This window comes from Megamonas hypermegale, assembly GCF_900187035.1.
In the GTDB taxonomy this organism is placed as follows: Bacteria; Bacillota; Negativicutes; order Selenomonadales; family Selenomonadaceae; genus Megamonas; species Megamonas hypermegale.
Genome location: NZ_LT906446.1, coordinates 556,038 through 573,588, shown reverse-complemented (window position 1 = coordinate 573,588; position 17,551 = coordinate 556,038). Strand labels below are relative to the sequence as shown.

General features: G+C 33.5%; 16 protein-coding genes and 1 CRISPR repeat array (1 of these 17 running past the window's edge). Of the genes, 7 read left to right on the top strand and 9 right to left on the bottom strand.

From position 1 onward, the window contains the following. Position 1: 1 nt before the first annotated feature. The 4 genes from CKV65_RS02725 (at position 2) to CKV65_RS02710 (ending at position 4,940) form a co-directional block, all read left to right on the top strand. Positions 2 to 1,588, top strand: a complete 1,587-nt coding sequence (locus CKV65_RS02725) for a peptide ABC transporter substrate-binding protein (protein ID WP_231922703.1) — start codon at positions 2 to 4, stop codon at positions 1,586 to 1,588. 130 nt (positions 1,589 to 1,718) lie between these two features. Beyond that, a complete protein-coding gene (locus tag CKV65_RS02720) occupies positions 1,719 to 2,672 on the top strand; it encodes a S66 peptidase family protein (RefSeq protein WP_027890865.1) in 954 nt (317 codons plus the stop codon). A 26-nt stretch (positions 2,673 to 2,698) separates the two neighbouring features. After that, positions 2,699 to 3,829 carry an amidohydrolase gene (locus CKV65_RS02715; protein WP_027890864.1) on the top strand — a complete coding sequence of 377 codons (1,131 nt, stop codon included), beginning with the start codon at positions 2,699 to 2,701 and terminating at the stop codon, positions 3,827 to 3,829. Between the two features lie 10 nt (positions 3,830 to 3,839). Beyond that, positions 3,840 to 4,940, top strand: coding sequence for a dipeptide epimerase (locus CKV65_RS02710; protein ID WP_027890863.1), 1,101 nt, complete (start codon positions 3,840 to 3,842; stop codon positions 4,938 to 4,940). Between the two features lie 41 nt (positions 4,941 to 4,981). Here CKV65_RS02710 and ligA read toward each other — a convergent pair whose 3' ends face one another. Both ligA and CKV65_RS02700 read right to left on the bottom strand, forming a co-directional pair. Beyond that, positions 4,982 to 6,976 (bottom strand): NAD-dependent DNA ligase LigA, encoded by a 1,995-nt coding sequence (gene ligA, locus CKV65_RS02705; protein ID WP_027890862.1) that lies wholly within the window; start codon positions 6,974 to 6,976, stop codon positions 4,982 to 4,984. 55 nt (positions 6,977 to 7,031) lie between these two features. Then, a complete protein-coding gene (locus CKV65_RS02700; RefSeq protein ID WP_027890861.1) occupies positions 7,032 to 7,454 on the bottom strand; it encodes a MarR family winged helix-turn-helix transcriptional regulator in 423 nt (140 codons plus the stop codon). Between the two features lie 202 nt (positions 7,455 to 7,656). On the opposite strand from CKV65_RS02700, the gene CKV65_RS02695 reads away from it, so the two are divergent. Together CKV65_RS02695 and CKV65_RS02690 are read left to right on the top strand one after the other, a co-directional pair. Beyond that, entirely contained in the window at positions 7,657 to 7,974 is a 318-nt protein-coding gene (locus tag CKV65_RS02695; protein ID WP_036254988.1) for a hypothetical protein, read from the top strand. A 366-nt stretch (positions 7,975 to 8,340) separates the two neighbouring features. Then, a complete protein-coding gene (locus CKV65_RS02690) occupies positions 8,341 to 10,047 on the top strand; it encodes a proline--tRNA ligase (protein WP_027890860.1) in 1,707 nt (568 codons plus the stop codon). 63 nt (positions 10,048 to 10,110) lie between these two features. Here CKV65_RS02690 and CKV65_RS02685 read toward each other — a convergent pair whose 3' ends face one another. From CKV65_RS02685 to CKV65_RS02675, 3 genes are all read right to left on the bottom strand, one after another. Then, positions 10,111 to 10,836 carry an alpha/beta hydrolase gene (locus CKV65_RS02685; protein WP_051177660.1) on the bottom strand — a complete coding sequence of 242 codons (726 nt, stop codon included), beginning with the start codon at positions 10,834 to 10,836 and terminating at the stop codon, positions 10,111 to 10,113. A gap of 221 nt (positions 10,837 to 11,057) precedes the next feature. Continuing rightward, on the bottom strand, positions 11,058 to 11,318 hold the full coding sequence (locus CKV65_RS02680; RefSeq protein WP_027890858.1) for a hypothetical protein: 261 nt from the start codon (positions 11,316 to 11,318) through the stop codon (positions 11,058 to 11,060). 239 nt (positions 11,319 to 11,557) lie between these two features. Next, complete coding sequence (locus tag CKV65_RS02675) at positions 11,558 to 12,793, bottom strand: LL-diaminopimelate aminotransferase (RefSeq protein WP_027890857.1); 1,236 nt, start codon at positions 12,791 to 12,793, stop codon at positions 11,558 to 11,560. A gap of 165 nt (positions 12,794 to 12,958) precedes the next feature. On the opposite strand from CKV65_RS02675, the gene CKV65_RS02670 reads away from it, so the two are divergent. Then, positions 12,959 to 13,405: a hypothetical protein gene (locus CKV65_RS02670; protein WP_051177659.1), complete on the top strand. Its 447-nt coding sequence runs from the start codon at positions 12,959 to 12,961 to the stop codon at positions 13,403 to 13,405. A gap of 63 nt (positions 13,406 to 13,468) precedes the next feature. On the opposite strand, the gene rplT is transcribed toward CKV65_RS02670, so the two are convergent. The 4 genes from rplT to CKV65_RS02650 form a co-directional block, all read right to left on the bottom strand. Continuing rightward, the gene (gene rplT, locus CKV65_RS02665) at positions 13,469 to 13,822 is read right to left on the bottom strand and encodes a 50S ribosomal protein L20 (protein WP_027890855.1); all 354 of its coding nucleotides are present in this window, start codon (positions 13,820 to 13,822) and stop codon (positions 13,469 to 13,471) included. 38 nt (positions 13,823 to 13,860) lie between these two features. Continuing rightward, on the bottom strand, positions 13,861 to 14,058 hold the full coding sequence (gene rpmI, locus CKV65_RS02660; RefSeq protein WP_008538462.1) for a 50S ribosomal protein L35: 198 nt from the start codon (positions 14,056 to 14,058) through the stop codon (positions 13,861 to 13,863). After that, positions 14,045 to 14,608: a translation initiation factor IF-3 gene (gene infC / locus CKV65_RS02655; RefSeq protein WP_027890854.1), complete on the bottom strand. Its 564-nt coding sequence runs from the start codon at positions 14,606 to 14,608 to the stop codon at positions 14,045 to 14,047. Before infC ends, rpmI begins: the two co-directional genes overlap by 14 nt. A gap of 470 nt (positions 14,609 to 15,078) precedes the next feature. Beyond that, positions 15,079 to 15,447, bottom strand: coding sequence for a zinc ribbon domain-containing protein (locus tag CKV65_RS02650; protein ID WP_197695387.1), 369 nt, complete (start codon positions 15,445 to 15,447; stop codon positions 15,079 to 15,081). A 23-nt stretch (positions 15,448 to 15,470) separates the two neighbouring features. Next, positions 15,471 to 17,551: a CRISPR direct-repeat array (repeat unit 30 nt; unit sequence ATTCAAATACATCGTATGTTGCTATTAATC) (it continues 254 nt past the right edge of the window).

Below are 17,551 nucleotides of genomic sequence, written 5' to 3'. Positions count from 1 at the left end.
CGTGCGAAAAATTTTAACATTGATGATGATTTTATGTACATTTATCATTGCAGGTTGTAGTGATACAGTCAACAATGATACTGTGCGCTATGCACTAGAAGCAGAACCTGCTACACTTGACCCAGGCAAAAGCACGGCACTTGCTGAGTCTAATGTCGAATTAGCTTTATTTGAAGGTTTAACTCGCCTTGATGAAAACGAGCAGCCTCAGCCTGCCGCAGCTGAAAAATGGGAAATTTCTGCTGATGGTACAGAATACATTTTTCATTTGCGTGATGGACTCGTTTGGAACGATGGTACACCGCTAACTGCATATGATTTTGAATACGCTTGGAAACGAGTACTAAATCCTGAAACAGCTTCCGAAAATGCTTATATGATGTATCCTTTATTAAATGGTGAAGAATATTTTTCCCAGAAAAAAACAATTGATGAAGTTGGCGTTAAGGCACTTGATGACAAAACCTTATTTGTAAAACTAAAAGCACCAATAACGTATTTTCTAAATTTGACATCTTTTCACTGTTATTATCCTGTGCCGAAACACGTTGTTGAAAAAGACCCAGAAATTTGGGCAGCAAATGATAAAATTGTATCCAATGGGCCATTTGTATTAACGCGTTGGATACATTCCAATCAATTACAATTTGTTAAAAATGATAAATATTGGGATAAAGACAATGTAAAACTCTCCACCATGCTTTGGCCTATCAGTGAATCACAAAGTACCCGCGTTTCCATGGTAGAAAGTGGACAAGCAAATTTAACAGTAGAACCACCAATTTCTGAACAAGACCGCTTGACTAAAGCTGGCTTATATCATATCAGCCCTTATTTTGGTGCATATTATTACAGCTTCAACACAGCTAAAGCACCATTTGACAATCCAAAAGTCAGAAAAGCTTTTTCCATGGCTGTCGATAGAGAAATGCTCGTCAATAACATCATTAAAGGCGGGAAAAAACCTGCTTATGCTTGGGTACCTCCAGGACTAAAAAATCCTGCAACAGGTGTAGATTTCCGTGAAGAAGGCGGCAATTTTGTCGAGTATAATCCAGAAAAAGCTAGAGAATTACTGGCTGAGGCAGGTTACCCTAATGGTGAAAATCTGCCACCGATAACAATTTTATATAATACAAATGAAATGAATAAAGCTGTAGCAGAAATAATTCAAGCCATGTGGAAAGATAATTTAAATGTAAATGTTGAATTGTTAAATCAAGAAACAAAAGTTTATCTTGACGCTAGAAATCAAGGCAATTTCCAAGTTGCTCGTGCTTCTTGGGTAGGCGATTATGCTGACCCTATGACATTTATGGATATTTACCTCGATAAAAATAATGATGGACAATATCATAACCCTGCATATAATGAATTAGTCTCAGCAGCACAAAATACAAATGACCAAGCTATACGCATGGAAAAAATGCATGAAGCAGAAAAAATTCTCATGGATGATGCTGTTGTCCTACCAATTTATTACACAACACAACCATATATCGTTCAACCATATGTAAAAGGTTATCGCTGGTCTATTTTAGGCACAATTGATTTTAAAGAAGCATACATTGAAGAACAAACTCCGTGATAAAAAAACTACCTGCAAAATAAAAAAGCAGGTAGTTTTTTATACGTACAATTAATTGACGCACACAAATTACCATGCTATGCTAATAAAGTATACTAGTTTAATATTATAAAGAAGGAGGACTCCTCTAATGATTAATCCGCGTCATAAAGGAAAAGTTCTACAATCTGGAAGCTGTATTGGCATTGTAGCTCCTGCTTCTGCCTGTGAAAATTTCGATTATACAGCCGGTATAAAATTATTACATGAATGGGGATATACAACTAAATTATCAACGACATTAACAGCAAATGAAGGTTATTTAGCTGGCAGTGATAAGCTTCGTGCTGATGAATTAAATAAGTTTTTTGCCGATAAAGAAGTTGATGCCATTTTATGCTTTGGTGGCGGTTATGGTTGCACTAGAATACTTGACTATCTCGATTACCAACTGATACGTCAAAATCCTAAACTTTTAGTCGGTTTCAGTGATGTTACAGCGCTTCATACAGCTATTGGTCAAAAAAGTCGTCTTGTCACAATTCACGGTCCAATGCTGAAAAGTTTATCACAAAATCCTACTAAATATACCATTGCTAGTTTTTGCCGAGGTCTTTGTTCATCCTTGCCTATTGGTGCTTTCCCAATACCTAAAAAATATAAAATGCAAGGTTTCTATCCTGGCAATGCTTTTGGCAGACTCATCGGTGGTAATTTAAGTGTTATTGCCGCAATGTGCGGTACACCATATGAATTAAAAGGCGATAATTCCATCTTATTTTTAGAAGATGTTGGCGAAGAAGCTTATGCTATTGATAGAATGCTCCAACAATTATGGCAAAATGGTTTGCTTAAAAATATCAAAGGACTCATCTTTGGTCAATTTACTCATTGTACACCTACAAAACAGTCCAAATATGAATTCACTGTCAAAGAAGTATTGATGCAATACGCTAGACTTGCCAAAGTGCCAACAATATATGGATTTCCAGCAGGACATGAAAAGACAAATGCTTTTTTACCGCTCGGTGTAAATGCAAAAATAAATATCAATGATGAACATGTTGAATTTTTCATTAGTGAAGCACATTGCAAAATACGTTAAACTTTAAGAAAGAATTTTATTACTCGATGAATAAAAATGATTTAAAACAAGAAATATGTAGAAAAATTGACCAATTAGCACCGCTACTGTATCAATTAGCAGATTTTTTAGCTAAAAATCCTGAAATCAGCGGTAAAGAAATAAAAGCTGTCAATTATTTACAAAAAATTTTAAAACAATTTAATTTTGATTTTACGCCAATTTTAACAGATAAGTATTCTACCGCTTTCATAGCAGTTAAAGGAAATACACATAATAAAAAAATTGGCTTTTTAACTGAATACGATGCTTTGCCCGATATCGGTCATGCTTGTGGCCATAATTTAATATCCATGATGAGTATTGGGGCAGCAATTGCCTTTAATCAACTCACGGATAAAATTGCTCAAACAATTGTTTTCGGTTGTCCCGCTGAAGAAACAGTCGGCGCTAAAATAGATATAGCCGAAAGTGGTTTTTTTGATGATGTCGATGCTGCACTCATCATTCACCCTGATGATAAAACTTCCATCGGTGGCACATCTTATGCTTCGCACCCACTGCAAGTCAATTTTATCGGCAAAGAAGCTCATATCGCTGACCCTGTTTATCATGGTATCAATGCTCTAGATGCACTCGTTGATTTTTATACAAAGTTAAAGCAGCTACAAAATACTTTCACTGAGCCTAATTTAATTGGCACTATTATAACAGAAGGTGGCATTGCGCCAAATATCATTCCTGCTAAAGCAACACTTCGTTCTACAATTCGCGCTTTAAATAGCGATTATTTGGAAAATACCATGCTTGTACAGATAAAACAATTGGCAAATGATATCGCCAAAAAACATAATGCAAAAGTTGAATTGTACCATTATGAACCACTTTATAAAGATTTGCGCAGTGATATGCGTTTAAATGAATACTATAAACATAATTTTAATTTACTCGGTGAAAAATACAGTATTTTTCCTGATGATTATGCTGATGGTTCAACTGATGTTGGCAATGTCAGTCATGTAACGCGTACATGTCAACCAACAATTTGTATTGGCAAAGATATTTTTGCACATACTGCTGAATTTGCTTGTGCTGCTAACTCTGCATTTGGCAAAGAGCAAGCAATAAAAGGTGCAAAAGCAATGGCTATGACTGCCATTGATATTTTGTTTGAATAAGAGGTATACCATGAAAATAATAAAAATAGAAATCGGGAAAGTTAAAATTCCTTTAAAAAAACCTTTTATCACAGCATTGCGTCATGTCGATTTTGCTGAAGATATTATAATAAAAATTATCACAGATACGGGCAATGTCGGCTATGGAAATGCACCACCTACTGCCGTGATAACGGGTGATAGCCAAGATTCAATTATTTCCGCTATACAAAATGTCATTGCACCTCAATTAATTGGACTTGATATCTGGGAAACAGAAGAAATATTTCAACGCATAGATAAATCCATGTTACATAATTCTTCTGCTAAAGCTTGCTTAGATATCGCTGTATACGATTTACTCGGTCAAATGTGCAATTTACCTTTGTATAAACTGCTCGGTGGCTATCGCCATAGCTTTAAATCTGATTTGACAATCAGCTTGCGCGAACCAAGCATAATGGCACAAGATGCAAGAGAAGCTGTGAATAATGGTTACACTGATTTAAAATTAAAAGTTGGTGGCAATGCAAAACTTGATTTTGAACGAGTAAAAGCCATTCGCGAAGCTGTTGGGGATAAAATAAACATTCGCTTAGATGCCAACCAAGGCTGGAAACCCAAAGAAGCTGTGCGCTTAATCCGCCAATTCGAAGATAAAGGCTTAAATATAGAGCTGATTGAACAGCCTGTAATTGCCCATGATATGAGTGGATTGAAATTCGTAACAGATAACGTTGATACTTTGATTATGGCTGATGAAGCGGCTTTTGGCACATATGAAGTCTTTCAACTTCTATCCAATCGAGCTTGTGATTTAATCAATATAAAATTGATGAAAGCAGGCGGTATTCATAATGCACTCAAAATTGCTGATATGGCTTCAACTTGTGGAGTTGAATGCATGATGGGCTGTATGCTCGAGTCTAAACTCGGTATTACTGCCTCAGCTAGCTTAGCTGGAGCAAAATCCATCATCACTCGTGCTGACCTTGATGCAGCTGATTTATTAGCTGAAGACCCAATAAAAGGTGGTATCAGTTACAATAAAAACACAATTTTATTGAATGAACAAGCAGGGCTTGGCATTAGCGAAATTCAAAATTGGCAATTTATCACAGAAATAAAATAAGCTGGAGATTTTCTCCAGCTTTTTATTTTTTATTAATACTATTAATTTTTAGCCATAGTTAAAAATTCTGTTTCAGTTAAAATTTTTACACCTAAAGTTTCAGCTTTTGTCAATTTACTGCCCGCATTTTCACCAGCCACTACATAAGAAGTTTTCTTAGAAACGGAAGAAGAAGCTTTTCCGCCTAAAGACTGGATTAATTCACTTGCTTCATTGCGACTCATCGTTGTGAGCGTACCTGTTAGTACAAAAGTCAAACCAGAGAATTTCCCTCCATTTGCTGTAACTTCTTGTTCCGTATTCACGCCAGCTTGTTTAAATTTTTCAAGCATTATTTTATTATCTTCATCTTGGAAGAAATCATATACTTGTTTAGCACTGATATCGCCTATATCATTTACTTCTTTTATCTCATCTTCATTAGCTTTAGATAATTTATCAAATGAACCAAAATGATTTAACAATGAGCGCGCTGCTGCTTTGCCGATATTTAAAATGCCTAAACCGCATAATAAGCGCCATGGCGCATTTTTTTTGCTATTTTCAATGGCTAAAAGTAATTTATCGGTATTTTTTTCTTTGCCAATTAAGCCTTTTTCAATCAATTCATCACGGTACATATATAAGTTATAAATATCTGCTGGATTTTTTATATAATTATTTTCAATTAAGGTTTTGATATACATCATGCCAAAACCTTTTATATCCATGGCATCGCGACCGACAAAATTTATTATCCAGCGTTCAATCTGTGCTGGGCAATGCGGATTGCTACATCTAATATCTGCTTTATCATCGCGAATTGTTTTAGCACCGCAGACAGGACAAGTATCGCCGATGACAAACGGCACCGTATTATCCGGTCTTTTTTCTTTGATTACACAGCGAACTTTAGGAATTATTTCACCAGATTTATAAACTCTTACTGTATCGCCAATGCGAATATCAAGGTCATTGATAAAATCCTGATTATGCAAAGTAGCTCTTTCCACTTTTGTGCCACAAAGTTGTACAGGTTCAAAAACAGCAGTCGGCGTAATACGTCCCGTTCTACCAACAGATAATTCAATATTTATGACTTTCGTTTCTTTTTCTTCTGGTGGATATTTATAAGCTACTGCCCAGCGTGGTACTTTAGAAGTAGCGCCAACAGTTTCTCTTTGCGCAAAATCATTTATCTTCACTACAGCACCATCTATATCGTATGGCAATTCACCGCGGCGAGCTCCAATTTCTTCGATTGCCTGCCAAACTTCATCTTTTGTCGTGCATACTTTATAAGAATGAATTATTTTCATGCCTTGTTTATGCATAAATTCATACGCTTGAGTATGTGTTATAAAATCTTTGCCTTCTGCTTTTTGTAAATTAAAAATGAACATGGATAAATTGCGTTCTTTTGTAATCTTACTATCTAATTGACGCAATGTACCAGCTGCGCAGTTGCGAGGATTAGCAAATAACCTTTTGCCTAAAAGTTCTTGCTTTTCGTTTACGAGTGCAAATGCTTCGCGCGTCATATAAACTTCTCCACGCACTTCAAAATACGGTATTTTATCTTTTAATTTTTTCTTTATATCTTTGATTTGCAGTGCATTTGCCGTTACATCTTCCCCTTGAACTATACCATCCCCGCGCGTTATTGCACGTTTTAATTCGCCATCTTGATAGCGCAAAGCTAAAGATAAACCATCTATTTTTTCTTCTACAACGAATTCTGGGTTTACAAGCTCTTGCTTCATATTATCTACAAAAGCATCTACTTCTTCACGTGAAAATACATCTTGTAAACTGAGCATAGGAACATCGTGCCGAACCAATACGCCAGCCTGTCTTTTAGCTGTACCACCCACTTTTTGCGTAGGCGAATCGGCTGTAATAAGTTCAGGATTTTCCTTTTCCAATCGCTTTAATTTTTCCATCATCATATCATATTCATAATCAGAAATCTCAGGCATATCCTGATTATAATACAAATCATTATGATATAAAATTTTTTGACGTAATTCTTCTATTTTTTGTTTTACATTATCCATAATTTCACCTACTAAAAATAAGCCAGCTATTATAAGAATAATAGCTGGTTTTTATCTAAATTTTTACTTTTTCTAATAACTTCACCAAAAGCTTTAATTCTTTTTCTGAAAAATTTTTATAAGCTTCTCGGTCAGTAGCTTCCATTATATTACCACATTTAGGTGCTAGTTCCAATCCATACGGTGTTAGATATAAATAATATTTCCGTTTATCAATTTTATCTTTAATTTTATAAACAAGGTTTTTACTCATCATCACTTTTATGGTATTTGTAACTGTTGGATTTGTAATATTCAAGTTAACTTCTAACATTTTCTGTGTTATTTTCTTATCTTTATTGACATATAAATAAATTAATATTAGTCCTTGTTGAACAGTTACTCCCATGCTTGTCAAATTTTTGTTTTGTTTGGCAATCATTTTTATATCAATATTATGTATTAATTGCCCCAATCTAACGATATCTTCTACTAACATAAACTTCACCACCTTTTATAAAACCTCTCACATTATATATTATATCAAAACAATAAAATTTTTTCTTGACAATAACACTCTTTTATAATACTATAATAAACATAGTTAGCTATGAATTTAAAAATAACCTTATAAATCAATTTAAAATAATATATTTATATTTTTTAAATAGCTAATTATATATTTTGAAACGAAGATTATAATGAATAAAATACAAAAATTATCACTAACTTTAGGTACAATTTTTACCGTAACCATTTCCTCAACCGTAGGATTTGCTGCTGAACAAACTACTACAAAAGTAGATATGTCTAGAGGCGACCAAATTATTACACCTATTACCGCTAGAAATATATTTGATGCAAAATCCAATACAAAAGTAGATATGCATCGCAATGACCAAGTTATTACTCTTGTTTTAGCAACAAATATACCTGATGAAAAAGTTAACACCAAAATAGACATGCAACGCAATGACCAAATTATCACGCCTGTTTTAGCAACAAATATTGAGGAATAACTACTAAATTTTAAAATTATACTGATTAAAATCAATATTATTTTTATTAAACTCACATCTTGACAATTAAATAATATTATATTATTATAATTAACATAGTTAACTATGTATTAGTTTTATTTATATTTTAAATATTATAGATATAATATTTAAAACTATATCTAAGTAACTATATAGTTTATTTTCAAATAGCTTCCCTTTTATTTTTAATTTATATATATATCCTTAGAACGCTATAACAATTAATCCTGTTATAGCTTTTCTTTTTATATTGATAATAAAATAAAAACTTTTTATCTTAGTTAAAAATATGCTAAAATATATAGGTTATATATTACAGCTATTTTAATTCTAGGAGGAATATAAATGCGCACATCTAAACTCTATGCGCCGACATTGCGTCAAACTCCAGCTGAAGCTGAAGTTCCAAGCCATCAACTCATGCTCAGAGCTGGTTTTATTCGCAAAGTAGCCGGTGGAGTTTATACTTATTTACCACTTGCTTGGCGTACATTACGCAAAATAGAACAAATTATCAGAGAAGAAATGGATGCTAAAGATGGACAAGAATTAGCTTTGCCAATTCTTCAACCAGCAGAACTTTGGAAAGAAACTGGCCGTTGGGAAGTATTCGGCGAAGAAATGTTCCGCTTAGTAGACAGACACAATCGTGAATTCTGCCTTGGCCCAACTCATGAAGAAATCATAACTGACCTCGTTCGCAATGAAGTTCGTTCTTATAAACAATTACCATTATTACTGTATCAAATCCAAAATAAATACCGCGACGAAATTCGCCCTCGTTTTGGCTTAATGCGCGGTCGTGAATTTATCATGAAAGACGGTTATTCTTTTGATAAAGATGACGCTGGTCTTGATAAATCTTACAATGATATGTACGATGCTTATACTCGCATTTTCAATCGTTGTGGACTCACATTCCGCCCAGTAGAAGCTGACGGTGGTGCTATCGGTAACGCTACAACACATGAATTCACTGTTTTAGCAGAAACAGGTGAATCCGATATAGTATACTGCGAAAACTGCGATTATGCTGCTAACAGCGAAAAATCCGAACTTAAAACAATTATTCCACCAGCAGAAGAAGAATTACCTTTAGAAAAAGTCTATACTCCACATACAAAAACAATTGAAGCTGTTGCAGAATACTTAAATACACCAATCGAAAAAAATATTAAAGCAGTTATCTTCCAAAACGAAAAAGACCAAGTAATTTGTGCTTTTGTTCGTGGTGACCATGAAGTAAATGACGTAAAATTACAAAATGTAACAGGCGCTATTACTTTAAAAATGGCAGAAGAAAGTGCTATTCGTGCAATCGGTGGTGTACCAGGCTTCATGAGCCCAATCGGCCTTAGCAAAGATGCCATTGTTGTCGTTGACCCAACTGTTATGGAAATGCACAATGCTGTTTGCGGTGCAAATGAAGAAGACCACCACTATAAAAATGCAAATCCAAAACGTGATTTCGGCGATGTAATCGTAGCAGATATCCGTCTCATTCAAGCAGGTGACCCTTGCCCACATTGCGGTCAGCCAGTAAAAATGACACACGGTATTGAAGTTGGTCAGGTATTTAAACTCGGCACAAAATACAGTAAAGCACTCGGCGCTACTTTCCTTGATGAAAACGGTAAAGAAAAACCTCTCATAATGGGTTGCTACGGTATCGGTGTAAGCCGTACTATGGCTGCCGCTATCGAACAGTTCCATGATGAACACGGCATAATTTGGCCAGCTGCTATCGCTCCATTTGAAGTTGTCATCGTACCTATCAGCGCGAAAGACGCTGCACAGATGGAAGTTGCTGAAAAACTTTATGCACAGATGAAACAAGCTGGAATTGATGTTCTTTTAGATGATAGAAAAGAACGCGCTGGCGTAAAATTCAAAGATGCTGACTTAATCGGCTATCCTGTACGTATCACAGTAAGTCCAAAACTTTTAGATGCACAGCAAGTTGAAATCAAAGTTCGTAAAAATGGCGAAACTATCAATGTAAATATTGATGAATGCAGTGCCAAAGTAAAAGACATGTTACAAAATCTTTAATTAGATAAACAAAAAGCGAGCATTTTAATTGCTCGCTTTTTTTATTGCTTGATTTACTTTTTATTAAAGAAGATAATTTCTTAATCCATCTATTATCATCTGTTGTCCATACTTAGAATCTTCTGTTCCGTGTACAGTAAAGCCATGTCTTGAACCCATGAATTTCTTAATTGTTACTTCTACGCCATTATGTGCCAATCTCATTGCATAATCAATGCCTTCATCACAAAGTGAATCGATTTCACAGACTAACATGACAGTTGGAGGCAATTTGCTCAATTCAGCATCACTTGCAAATATTGGTGAACAATGCGGATTTACTGACTGTTCGCTAGTGCAATAGCAACTGTTATAAAGCACGGAAACATTTGGTGGAATAGCGCCTTCAATGATTGGTTTTGTATATGGATTTTTAGCAAGGTCTATTGGTGGATAATCGAGAATTTGACATTTAAATGAAAATTCTTTTGTTTCATTTGCCATCATAGCCACAACAGTAGCGATATTTCCGCCAGCAGAATGACCACCGATTGCCATATTATTTGTATCGATATGGTATTTATCGTTATTCTTTACATAATAGTTTACTATATCATAAACATCTTCAATTCCTTGTGGCCATGGATTTTCTGGAGCTAAGCCATAATCCATGCTGATTACGCAAATATTTAATGTATCACTGATTAAACGAGATAATTTATCATCTTGTTCTAAAGAGCCGATGACAAATCCGCCACCATGAATATCAAAATAAACTGGAAGTGGTTTATCTAAATTATTTACATCCATACCTGTTGGATAATATACACATGCTCTGTATTCGCCGTTGCGTGTAGTGATTTTTTCTATTGTTCCGGATACTTTAACATCTCTTTTAATAAATATTATATATTTTAATTATAATAAACAAATTTTCGGAAATCAAATTTTTATGCAAAAAACTGCACCTTTAAAAATTATTATACGTCTAACTTTAAAAGTGCAGTTTAATTAACAATATTTTTTATTGATTAATCATCCCAACGGTCATCGTCCCAATCATCGTCCCAATCATCGTCATCATCATGTTCGTAGCGGTCATCGTCCCACCAATCGTCATCATCATGTTCATATCGGTCATCATCTCGCCAGTCATCATCGTCGTCCCAATCGTCATACATGATGATGTTTTTTTCTGTATTTAGCACATCTGTTTTTAATGGAAAAGCGTTTGTACTAACGGGAAAAAACATCACTGCCACTAACAATAAGCACCATAAAAATTTTTTCATCTTCTTCTCCTCCGTTTCTTTTTAGTTTATATATAATTGTATCATTCAATTGTTAAAATTCTGTTAAATTTTTAAATTTTTCATTGTAAATAATATATATATCAAATCAATATTAAATAAAAAGTAAATTGTATTTTAGTATCTATATAATCTTAATAATTTATTAAAAAATAAATAGAACTGTACCTCATATCTAACATTTGAAGTACAGTTCTATTAAATGATTTTTTATGTTTTTATTAAAGTTTTAATTGAGTTTTGATGCGTTCAACGGCTTTAATAGTATTTTCACGGCTACCGAATGCAGTAAGACGGAAATATCCTTCACCAGATGGACCAAAACCAGAACCTGGAGTACCTACGATGTTTGCTTCATGGAGTAATTTATCAAAGAAATCCCAAGAAGTCATGCCAGCAGGAACTTTAAGCCAGATATAAGGAGCATTTACACCACCAAAAGTAGTGAGGCCAAGGCTTGCTAAACCTTCACGAATGATTTTAGCATTTTCCATGTAATAGCCAACCATTTCTTTTGTCTGCTGTTGTCCTTCTGGAGTGAGAACAGCTTCAGCTGCACGCTGTACTACATAAGCAGTACCATTAAATTTAGTAGTATGGCGACGGTTCCAAAGAGGATTTAAAGCTTGTGCTTTACCATCTTTTGTGTAACCCATAACAGTTTTAGGTAAAACAATATAACCGCAACGAGTTCCAGTAAAACCTGCTGTTTTAGAGAAGGAACGGAATTCGATTGCTACATCTTTTGCACCTTCAACTTCATAAATTGTACGAGGTACATCATCTTCTGTGATATATGCAGAATATGCAGCATCATATAAGATTATAGATTTATTTTCTTTAGCATATTGAACCCATTTTGCTAATTCTTCTTTAGACAAAGTTGTTCCTGTAGGGTTATTTGGACAGCAAAGATAAATCATATCTACATGCTGAGTTGGAAGACTTGGAGTGAAGTTATTTTCAGCAGTACTTGGCATATATACTACACCTTCAAAAGTACCGTCTTCTTTTACAAGACCAGTACGACCAGCCATAATATTTGTATCAAGATATACAGGATATACTGGGTCTGTAATAGCAATTGTATTATCTTCGCCAAAGATTTCTTGAATATTACCGCAGTCAGATTTAGCACCATCACTTACGAAAATTTCATCAAGAGCAATATCTACACCGCGAGATTTATAGATTACATCACGGATTTTTTCACGTAAAAAGTCATAACCTTGTTCAGGGCCATAACCACGGAATGTTTCTTTATGAGCCATTTCATCAACAGCTTTATGCATAGCTTCGATACTTGCCTGTGGAAGAGGAAGCGTTACATCACCAATACCAAGACTGATAACTTCGGCAGATGGATTTTCTGCTTTAAATTTTTGAACGCGATGCGCAACTTCAGCAAAAAGATAACTGCCTTGTAATTTTAAATAGTTTTCATTAACTAAAGCCATTTATAATCCTCCTAATATAGTATAATATATTATATAATAATATTTTTTATTATACCGTATTTGAGCATTTAAAACAATGTTACAATATTTTATTGACAAAATATCTAAAAAAGCATACTATTTTAATAGAGATATTAATATTTTTAGTAGAAAGAGGTGTTTTTTATGATTAAATTGTTTAGAAGATTTGCTATATTTTTTGCAATATTGGCACTTTTTGCTGGCTATGCAATGCCAATTTCAAAAACAGAAGCTGCACCGCTATTCACCGTACAAAGCTATTGGAATGGTGATACAAATTATCCATTAGCCTTTTCACAAGGTACTACTAACAGATATGTAGATTTGTCTTCAGCTAAATTAGAAGAAAAAACTACTGATGAAGCAGGTATTACTACTGCAATATTCACTTTTAAAGTTGTAATGGTCAATAACAATGAAATGGTCAATAATTATGAATATAAAACCATGATAAAAGTTGGTGGAGAAGAACTTCTCATTGCGGCACAAAGAGCTAATAATACTAGTTGGTCTCAAATAACAAGTACTTCATTTAATCAACCACAGTACAATGCTACATTGATTTTAGCAGACCATTTTGGAATTCAATAAATAAAAAATAAATGGATATAAAAAAACTCCTGTCATTATAAAATGATAGGAGTTTTCTTTTTATTAAAGATTATTTTTAGCAACTTCAACGAGTTTTGCAAATGCAGCTGCATCATTAACAGCAACGTCAGCTAACATTTTACGGTTAACTTGAACGCCTGCTTTTGTTAAACCACAGATGAAACGGCTGTAAGACATACCGTTAGCACGAGTAGCAGCATTGATACGAGCAATCCATAATCTACGGAATTCGCCTTTTTTAGCACGACGGTCTCTGCGTGCATAATAAAGAGCTTTCATAACAAGTTCGTTAGCTTTTTTGAACTGTTTGCTTCTAGCTCCTCTATAACCTTTAGCTAATTTTAAGATTTTTTTATGACGTGCATGAGCGGTTACGCCACTTTTTACTCTTGGCATTATTTACCCTCCTAAATTTCTACAATATAATCAAACAATTAAGCGTATGGAAGCATTTTGCTTACGCGTTTATGGTCAGCAGCAGTGATGATAGCTGCTTTACGTAAATTACGTTTACGTTTTGGTGATTTCTTTTCTAAGATATGGCTTTTGAAAGCTTTATTACGTTTGAATTCACCAGAACCTGTAGCTGTAAAACGTTTAGCTGCAGCTCTGCGAGTTTTAATTTTTGGCATTAGTTTTTCCTCCTTTAGTTTGCGCTTTTTGTACTTTAGGCGCTAAAATCATAATCATATTTTTACCTTCAAGTTTAGGTTCGCGTTCAACAGTAACAGCGTCTTTCATCTGTTCAGCAACTTTTAATAAGAGTTCACGGCCCATTTCTGGATGTGAAAGCTCACGGCCACGGAACATTATTGTAGCTTTTACTTTATTGCCTTCAGCAATAAAACGCAAAGCATTTTTTACTTTGAAGTTAAAATCGTGTGTTTCAATACCAGGACGAAGTTTTACTTCTTTTACACTAATAACTTTTTGTTTTTTCTTAGCTTCTTTTTCGCGTTTTTGCTGTTCATAGCGATATTTACCAAAATCCATGATACGGCAAACAGGCGGTTTAGCCTTTGGCGCTACTTCAACTAAGTCAAGATGAGCTTCTTCCGCTTTGCGCAGAGCATCTCTTGTAGACATGATACCTAGTTGAGCACCTTTTACGTCGGTAACACGAACTTCTCTAGCGCGGATTTCACCATTAACTCTTAAAGATTCTTTACTAATAGGAAACACCTCATTATTTATAAATTTTTATATAATATTCGCGATAAAAAAGAGGATGACCTACGTCACCCTCTGATATTACAAATTAAATAATTAACATTATAACTTTAATTTTTAATAAGTAACCCTACTGACTGCGCGCCATAAGGTGAGAAGCGGTGACCTCTACTTGAAAACACATTAACAAATGCAACGTGAATACTATAGCACAATAAAAATAGGCTGTCAACAACTTTTTATAAAATAATCATTGTTTTATTAATCATTTATTATATCTAATAATCTAACAGATTAAACCCTATTTTATTATATACCTCTATTAAAATTCTCTATCCATTTTATATTAATTGTATTTCTCTGTACATAATTTTACTAATATATTCATATAAAATAAATAAAAAATTCTTACAAAAAAACTACACATGAATTTTATAAACAAAATCTTTATCCTAATGTCAAAAAAACTATCACAATATAAATTATTTATATTTTTCTCTACTTGCAATTATACTTTTAATATAATCAGATGGTTCATAATCATCATCATTATTGTCATTGTTTTTTTCCTCTTTTACAGGTGGTAAGTCTCTACCACAGTATCTACAAACTATAGCTTCTTTTTTTATTATTTCTGCACAATAAGGACATTTCTTTAAACTATCATCTTGTTTTAATAAAGCATCATCATTTTTACTAATACAAAGAGCATGTACAAGAGCAACTATAAAAAGGAAAAAGCCGTAAATATACCATAAAACAAACGAACGACCTTTATTACTAGCAATCAAAGCAGGAATAAGACCTAAAATTAAACAAAAAAACAACATTTCTAGTATACCGTCCAACATATCACCTTCTTTTATCATTTATCATTTAAATATATTTTATATTGCTATTAATCTTCAACGTCAAAAGATTTTAACACAAATAGTTATAGAATTCAAATATATCATATATTGCTATTAATCCACATAATTGAACATAATTGTAAATGTTTACACTTAATTCAAATACATCGTATGTTGCTATTAATCGTAATGCAGACTATTATAGACGCCCGCGCAATCGTAAAATTCAAAAACATCGTATGTTGCTATTAATCGTATTAAAAACACAACATACTTACACAATACCAAAATTCAAAAACATCGTATGTTGCTATTAATCAGCCGAGCGTGGGCAGGCGGAAACGGAAATTTGGGATTCAAAAACATCGTATGTTGCTATTAATCAAAGTTAGCATTTTGGATATTGGATAACTTAGATACATTCAAATACATCGTATGTTGCTATTAATCAAATCAGCTCAAGAACAATTAAATAATTTAAAAAAATTCAAATACATCGTATGTTGCTATTAATCAATTTTAGCATCAAAACCGCAACGAAAATTTCAAGCATTCAAATACATCGTATGTTGCTATTAATCAGCTGCTAAAGACATTGGTAAAGAAGTCCCAACAGAATTCAAATACATCGTATGTTGCTATTAATCTAACCTCCGTTAATAAGCTGTAATTTCGCAACGTCATTCAAATACATCGTATGTTGCTATTAATCTGTTGTTGGTGCTGTTGGCAATATTTGGAGCGCGCAATTCAAATACATCGTATGTTGCTATTAATCCGGCTGGAATCGTGGTTTTGGTAACGGAAGTGCAATATTCAAATACATCGTATGTTGCTATTAATCTTTAACATCTAAAAGTAGAACATTTGCACCAATCAAATTCAAATACATCGTATGTTGCTATTAATCTAAAGTTGATTCTTTTTTCTTGAAACAGCTGGATAGATTCAAATACATCGTATGTTGCTATTAATCGCCACAAACCCAATAAAATCAATACTTTTTACTCAGATTCAAATACATCGTATGTTGCTATTAATCTGTTTCTGGAGCGTCAGACCAGTACAAGCCTTGCGCATTCAAATACATCGTATGTTGCTATTAATCTTTTTCAAGCATATTGTATTGGTCAAATACACTTACATTCAAATACATCGTATGTTGCTATTAATCTAGATTAATCGGTGTATCAAATGGTGAATATATTAATTCAAATACATCGTATGTTGCTATTAATCACATAATTCATAAACGCTTTTCTATATTCAATAGAATTCAAATACATCGTATGTTGCTATTAATCGTAATAATCAACTTTTTACCTGTAGGAAATAGTTCCATTCAAATACATCGTATGTTGCTATTAATCCAAAATTGGCAATGAAAACATCTTTTATTTAGTCAAATTCAAATACATCGTATGTTGCTATTAATCGCTATACATAATAATGTCATCACGAAAAATAACATTATTCAAATACATCGTATGTTGCTATTAATCGCGACTGTCTTGTTTCCCGTATAAAATGCCATTACAAATTCAAATACATCGTATGTTGCTATTAATCAGAAAGGAGGAAATAAAGTGGCAAACGCAAAAACTTAATTCAAATACATCGTATGTTGCTATTAATCGCAAGAAGTGCTGTACCTGTTACATAAGCTGCTTTATTCAAATACATCGTATGTTGCTATTAATCTAAAATAATTGTGGCCAACAATAGACGTTACAGAATATTCAAATACATCGTATGTTGCTATTAATCTTAGCCATGTTCGGGTCTGTCATCCCAAATAAATTCATTCAAATACATCGTATGTTGCTATTAATCAAGGAATAAAAGAAAATGAAATTGCTTTTATTCAATTCAAATACATCGTATGTTGCTATTAATCTTATACGAACAATAATTATTTGGTTTTATTTGGGGAAATTCAAATACATCGTATGTTGCTATTAATCCTATGTATCCATATCCAACATACATTAACAAACGTATTCAAATACATCGTATGTTGCTATTAATCATAAACTGCGGATATTAAAATTGGAGGAATATAAAAATTCAAATACATCGTATGTTGCTATTAATCGAAGATTTA

Excerpts from the sequence above, each read along its gene's own strand:
- CKV65_RS02720 (WP_027890865.1), top strand. The coding sequence starts at position 1,719 with ATGATTAATCCGCGTCATAAAGGAAAAGTTCTACAATCTGGAAGCTGT.
- CKV65_RS02715 (WP_027890864.1), top strand. The coding sequence starts at position 2,699 with ATGAATAAAAATGATTTAAAACAAGAAATATGTAGAAAAATTGACCAA.
- CKV65_RS02710 (WP_027890863.1), top strand. The coding sequence starts at position 3,840 with ATGAAAATAATAAAAATAGAAATCGGGAAAGTTAAAATTCCTTTAAAA.
- ligA (WP_027890862.1), bottom strand. The coding sequence starts at position 6,976 with ATGGATAATGTAAAACAAAAAATAGAAGAATTACGTCAAAAAATTTTA.
- CKV65_RS02700 (WP_027890861.1), bottom strand. The coding sequence starts at position 7,454 with ATGTTAGTAGAAGATATCGTTAGATTGGGGCAATTAATACATAATATT.
- CKV65_RS02695 (WP_036254988.1), top strand. The coding sequence starts at position 7,657 with ATGAATAAAATACAAAAATTATCACTAACTTTAGGTACAATTTTTACC.
- CKV65_RS02690 (WP_027890860.1), top strand. The coding sequence starts at position 8,341 with ATGCGCACATCTAAACTCTATGCGCCGACATTGCGTCAAACTCCAGCT.
- CKV65_RS02685 (WP_051177660.1), bottom strand. The coding sequence starts at position 10,836 with ATGGATGTAAATAATTTAGATAAACCACTTCCAGTTTATTTTGATATT.
- CKV65_RS02680 (WP_027890858.1), bottom strand. The coding sequence starts at position 11,318 with ATGAAAAAATTTTTATGGTGCTTATTGTTAGTGGCAGTGATGTTTTTT.
- CKV65_RS02675 (WP_027890857.1), bottom strand. The coding sequence starts at position 12,793 with ATGGCTTTAGTTAATGAAAACTATTTAAAATTACAAGGCAGTTATCTT.
- CKV65_RS02670 (WP_051177659.1), top strand. The coding sequence starts at position 12,959 with ATGATTAAATTGTTTAGAAGATTTGCTATATTTTTTGCAATATTGGCA.
- rplT (WP_027890855.1), bottom strand. The coding sequence starts at position 13,822 with ATGCCAAGAGTAAAAAGTGGCGTAACCGCTCATGCACGTCATAAAAAA.
- rpmI (WP_008538462.1), bottom strand. The coding sequence starts at position 14,058 with ATGCCAAAAATTAAAACTCGCAGAGCTGCAGCTAAACGTTTTACAGCT.
- CKV65_RS02650 (WP_197695387.1), bottom strand. The coding sequence starts at position 15,447 with ATGTTGGACGGTATACTAGAAATGTTGTTTTTTTGTTTAATTTTAGGT.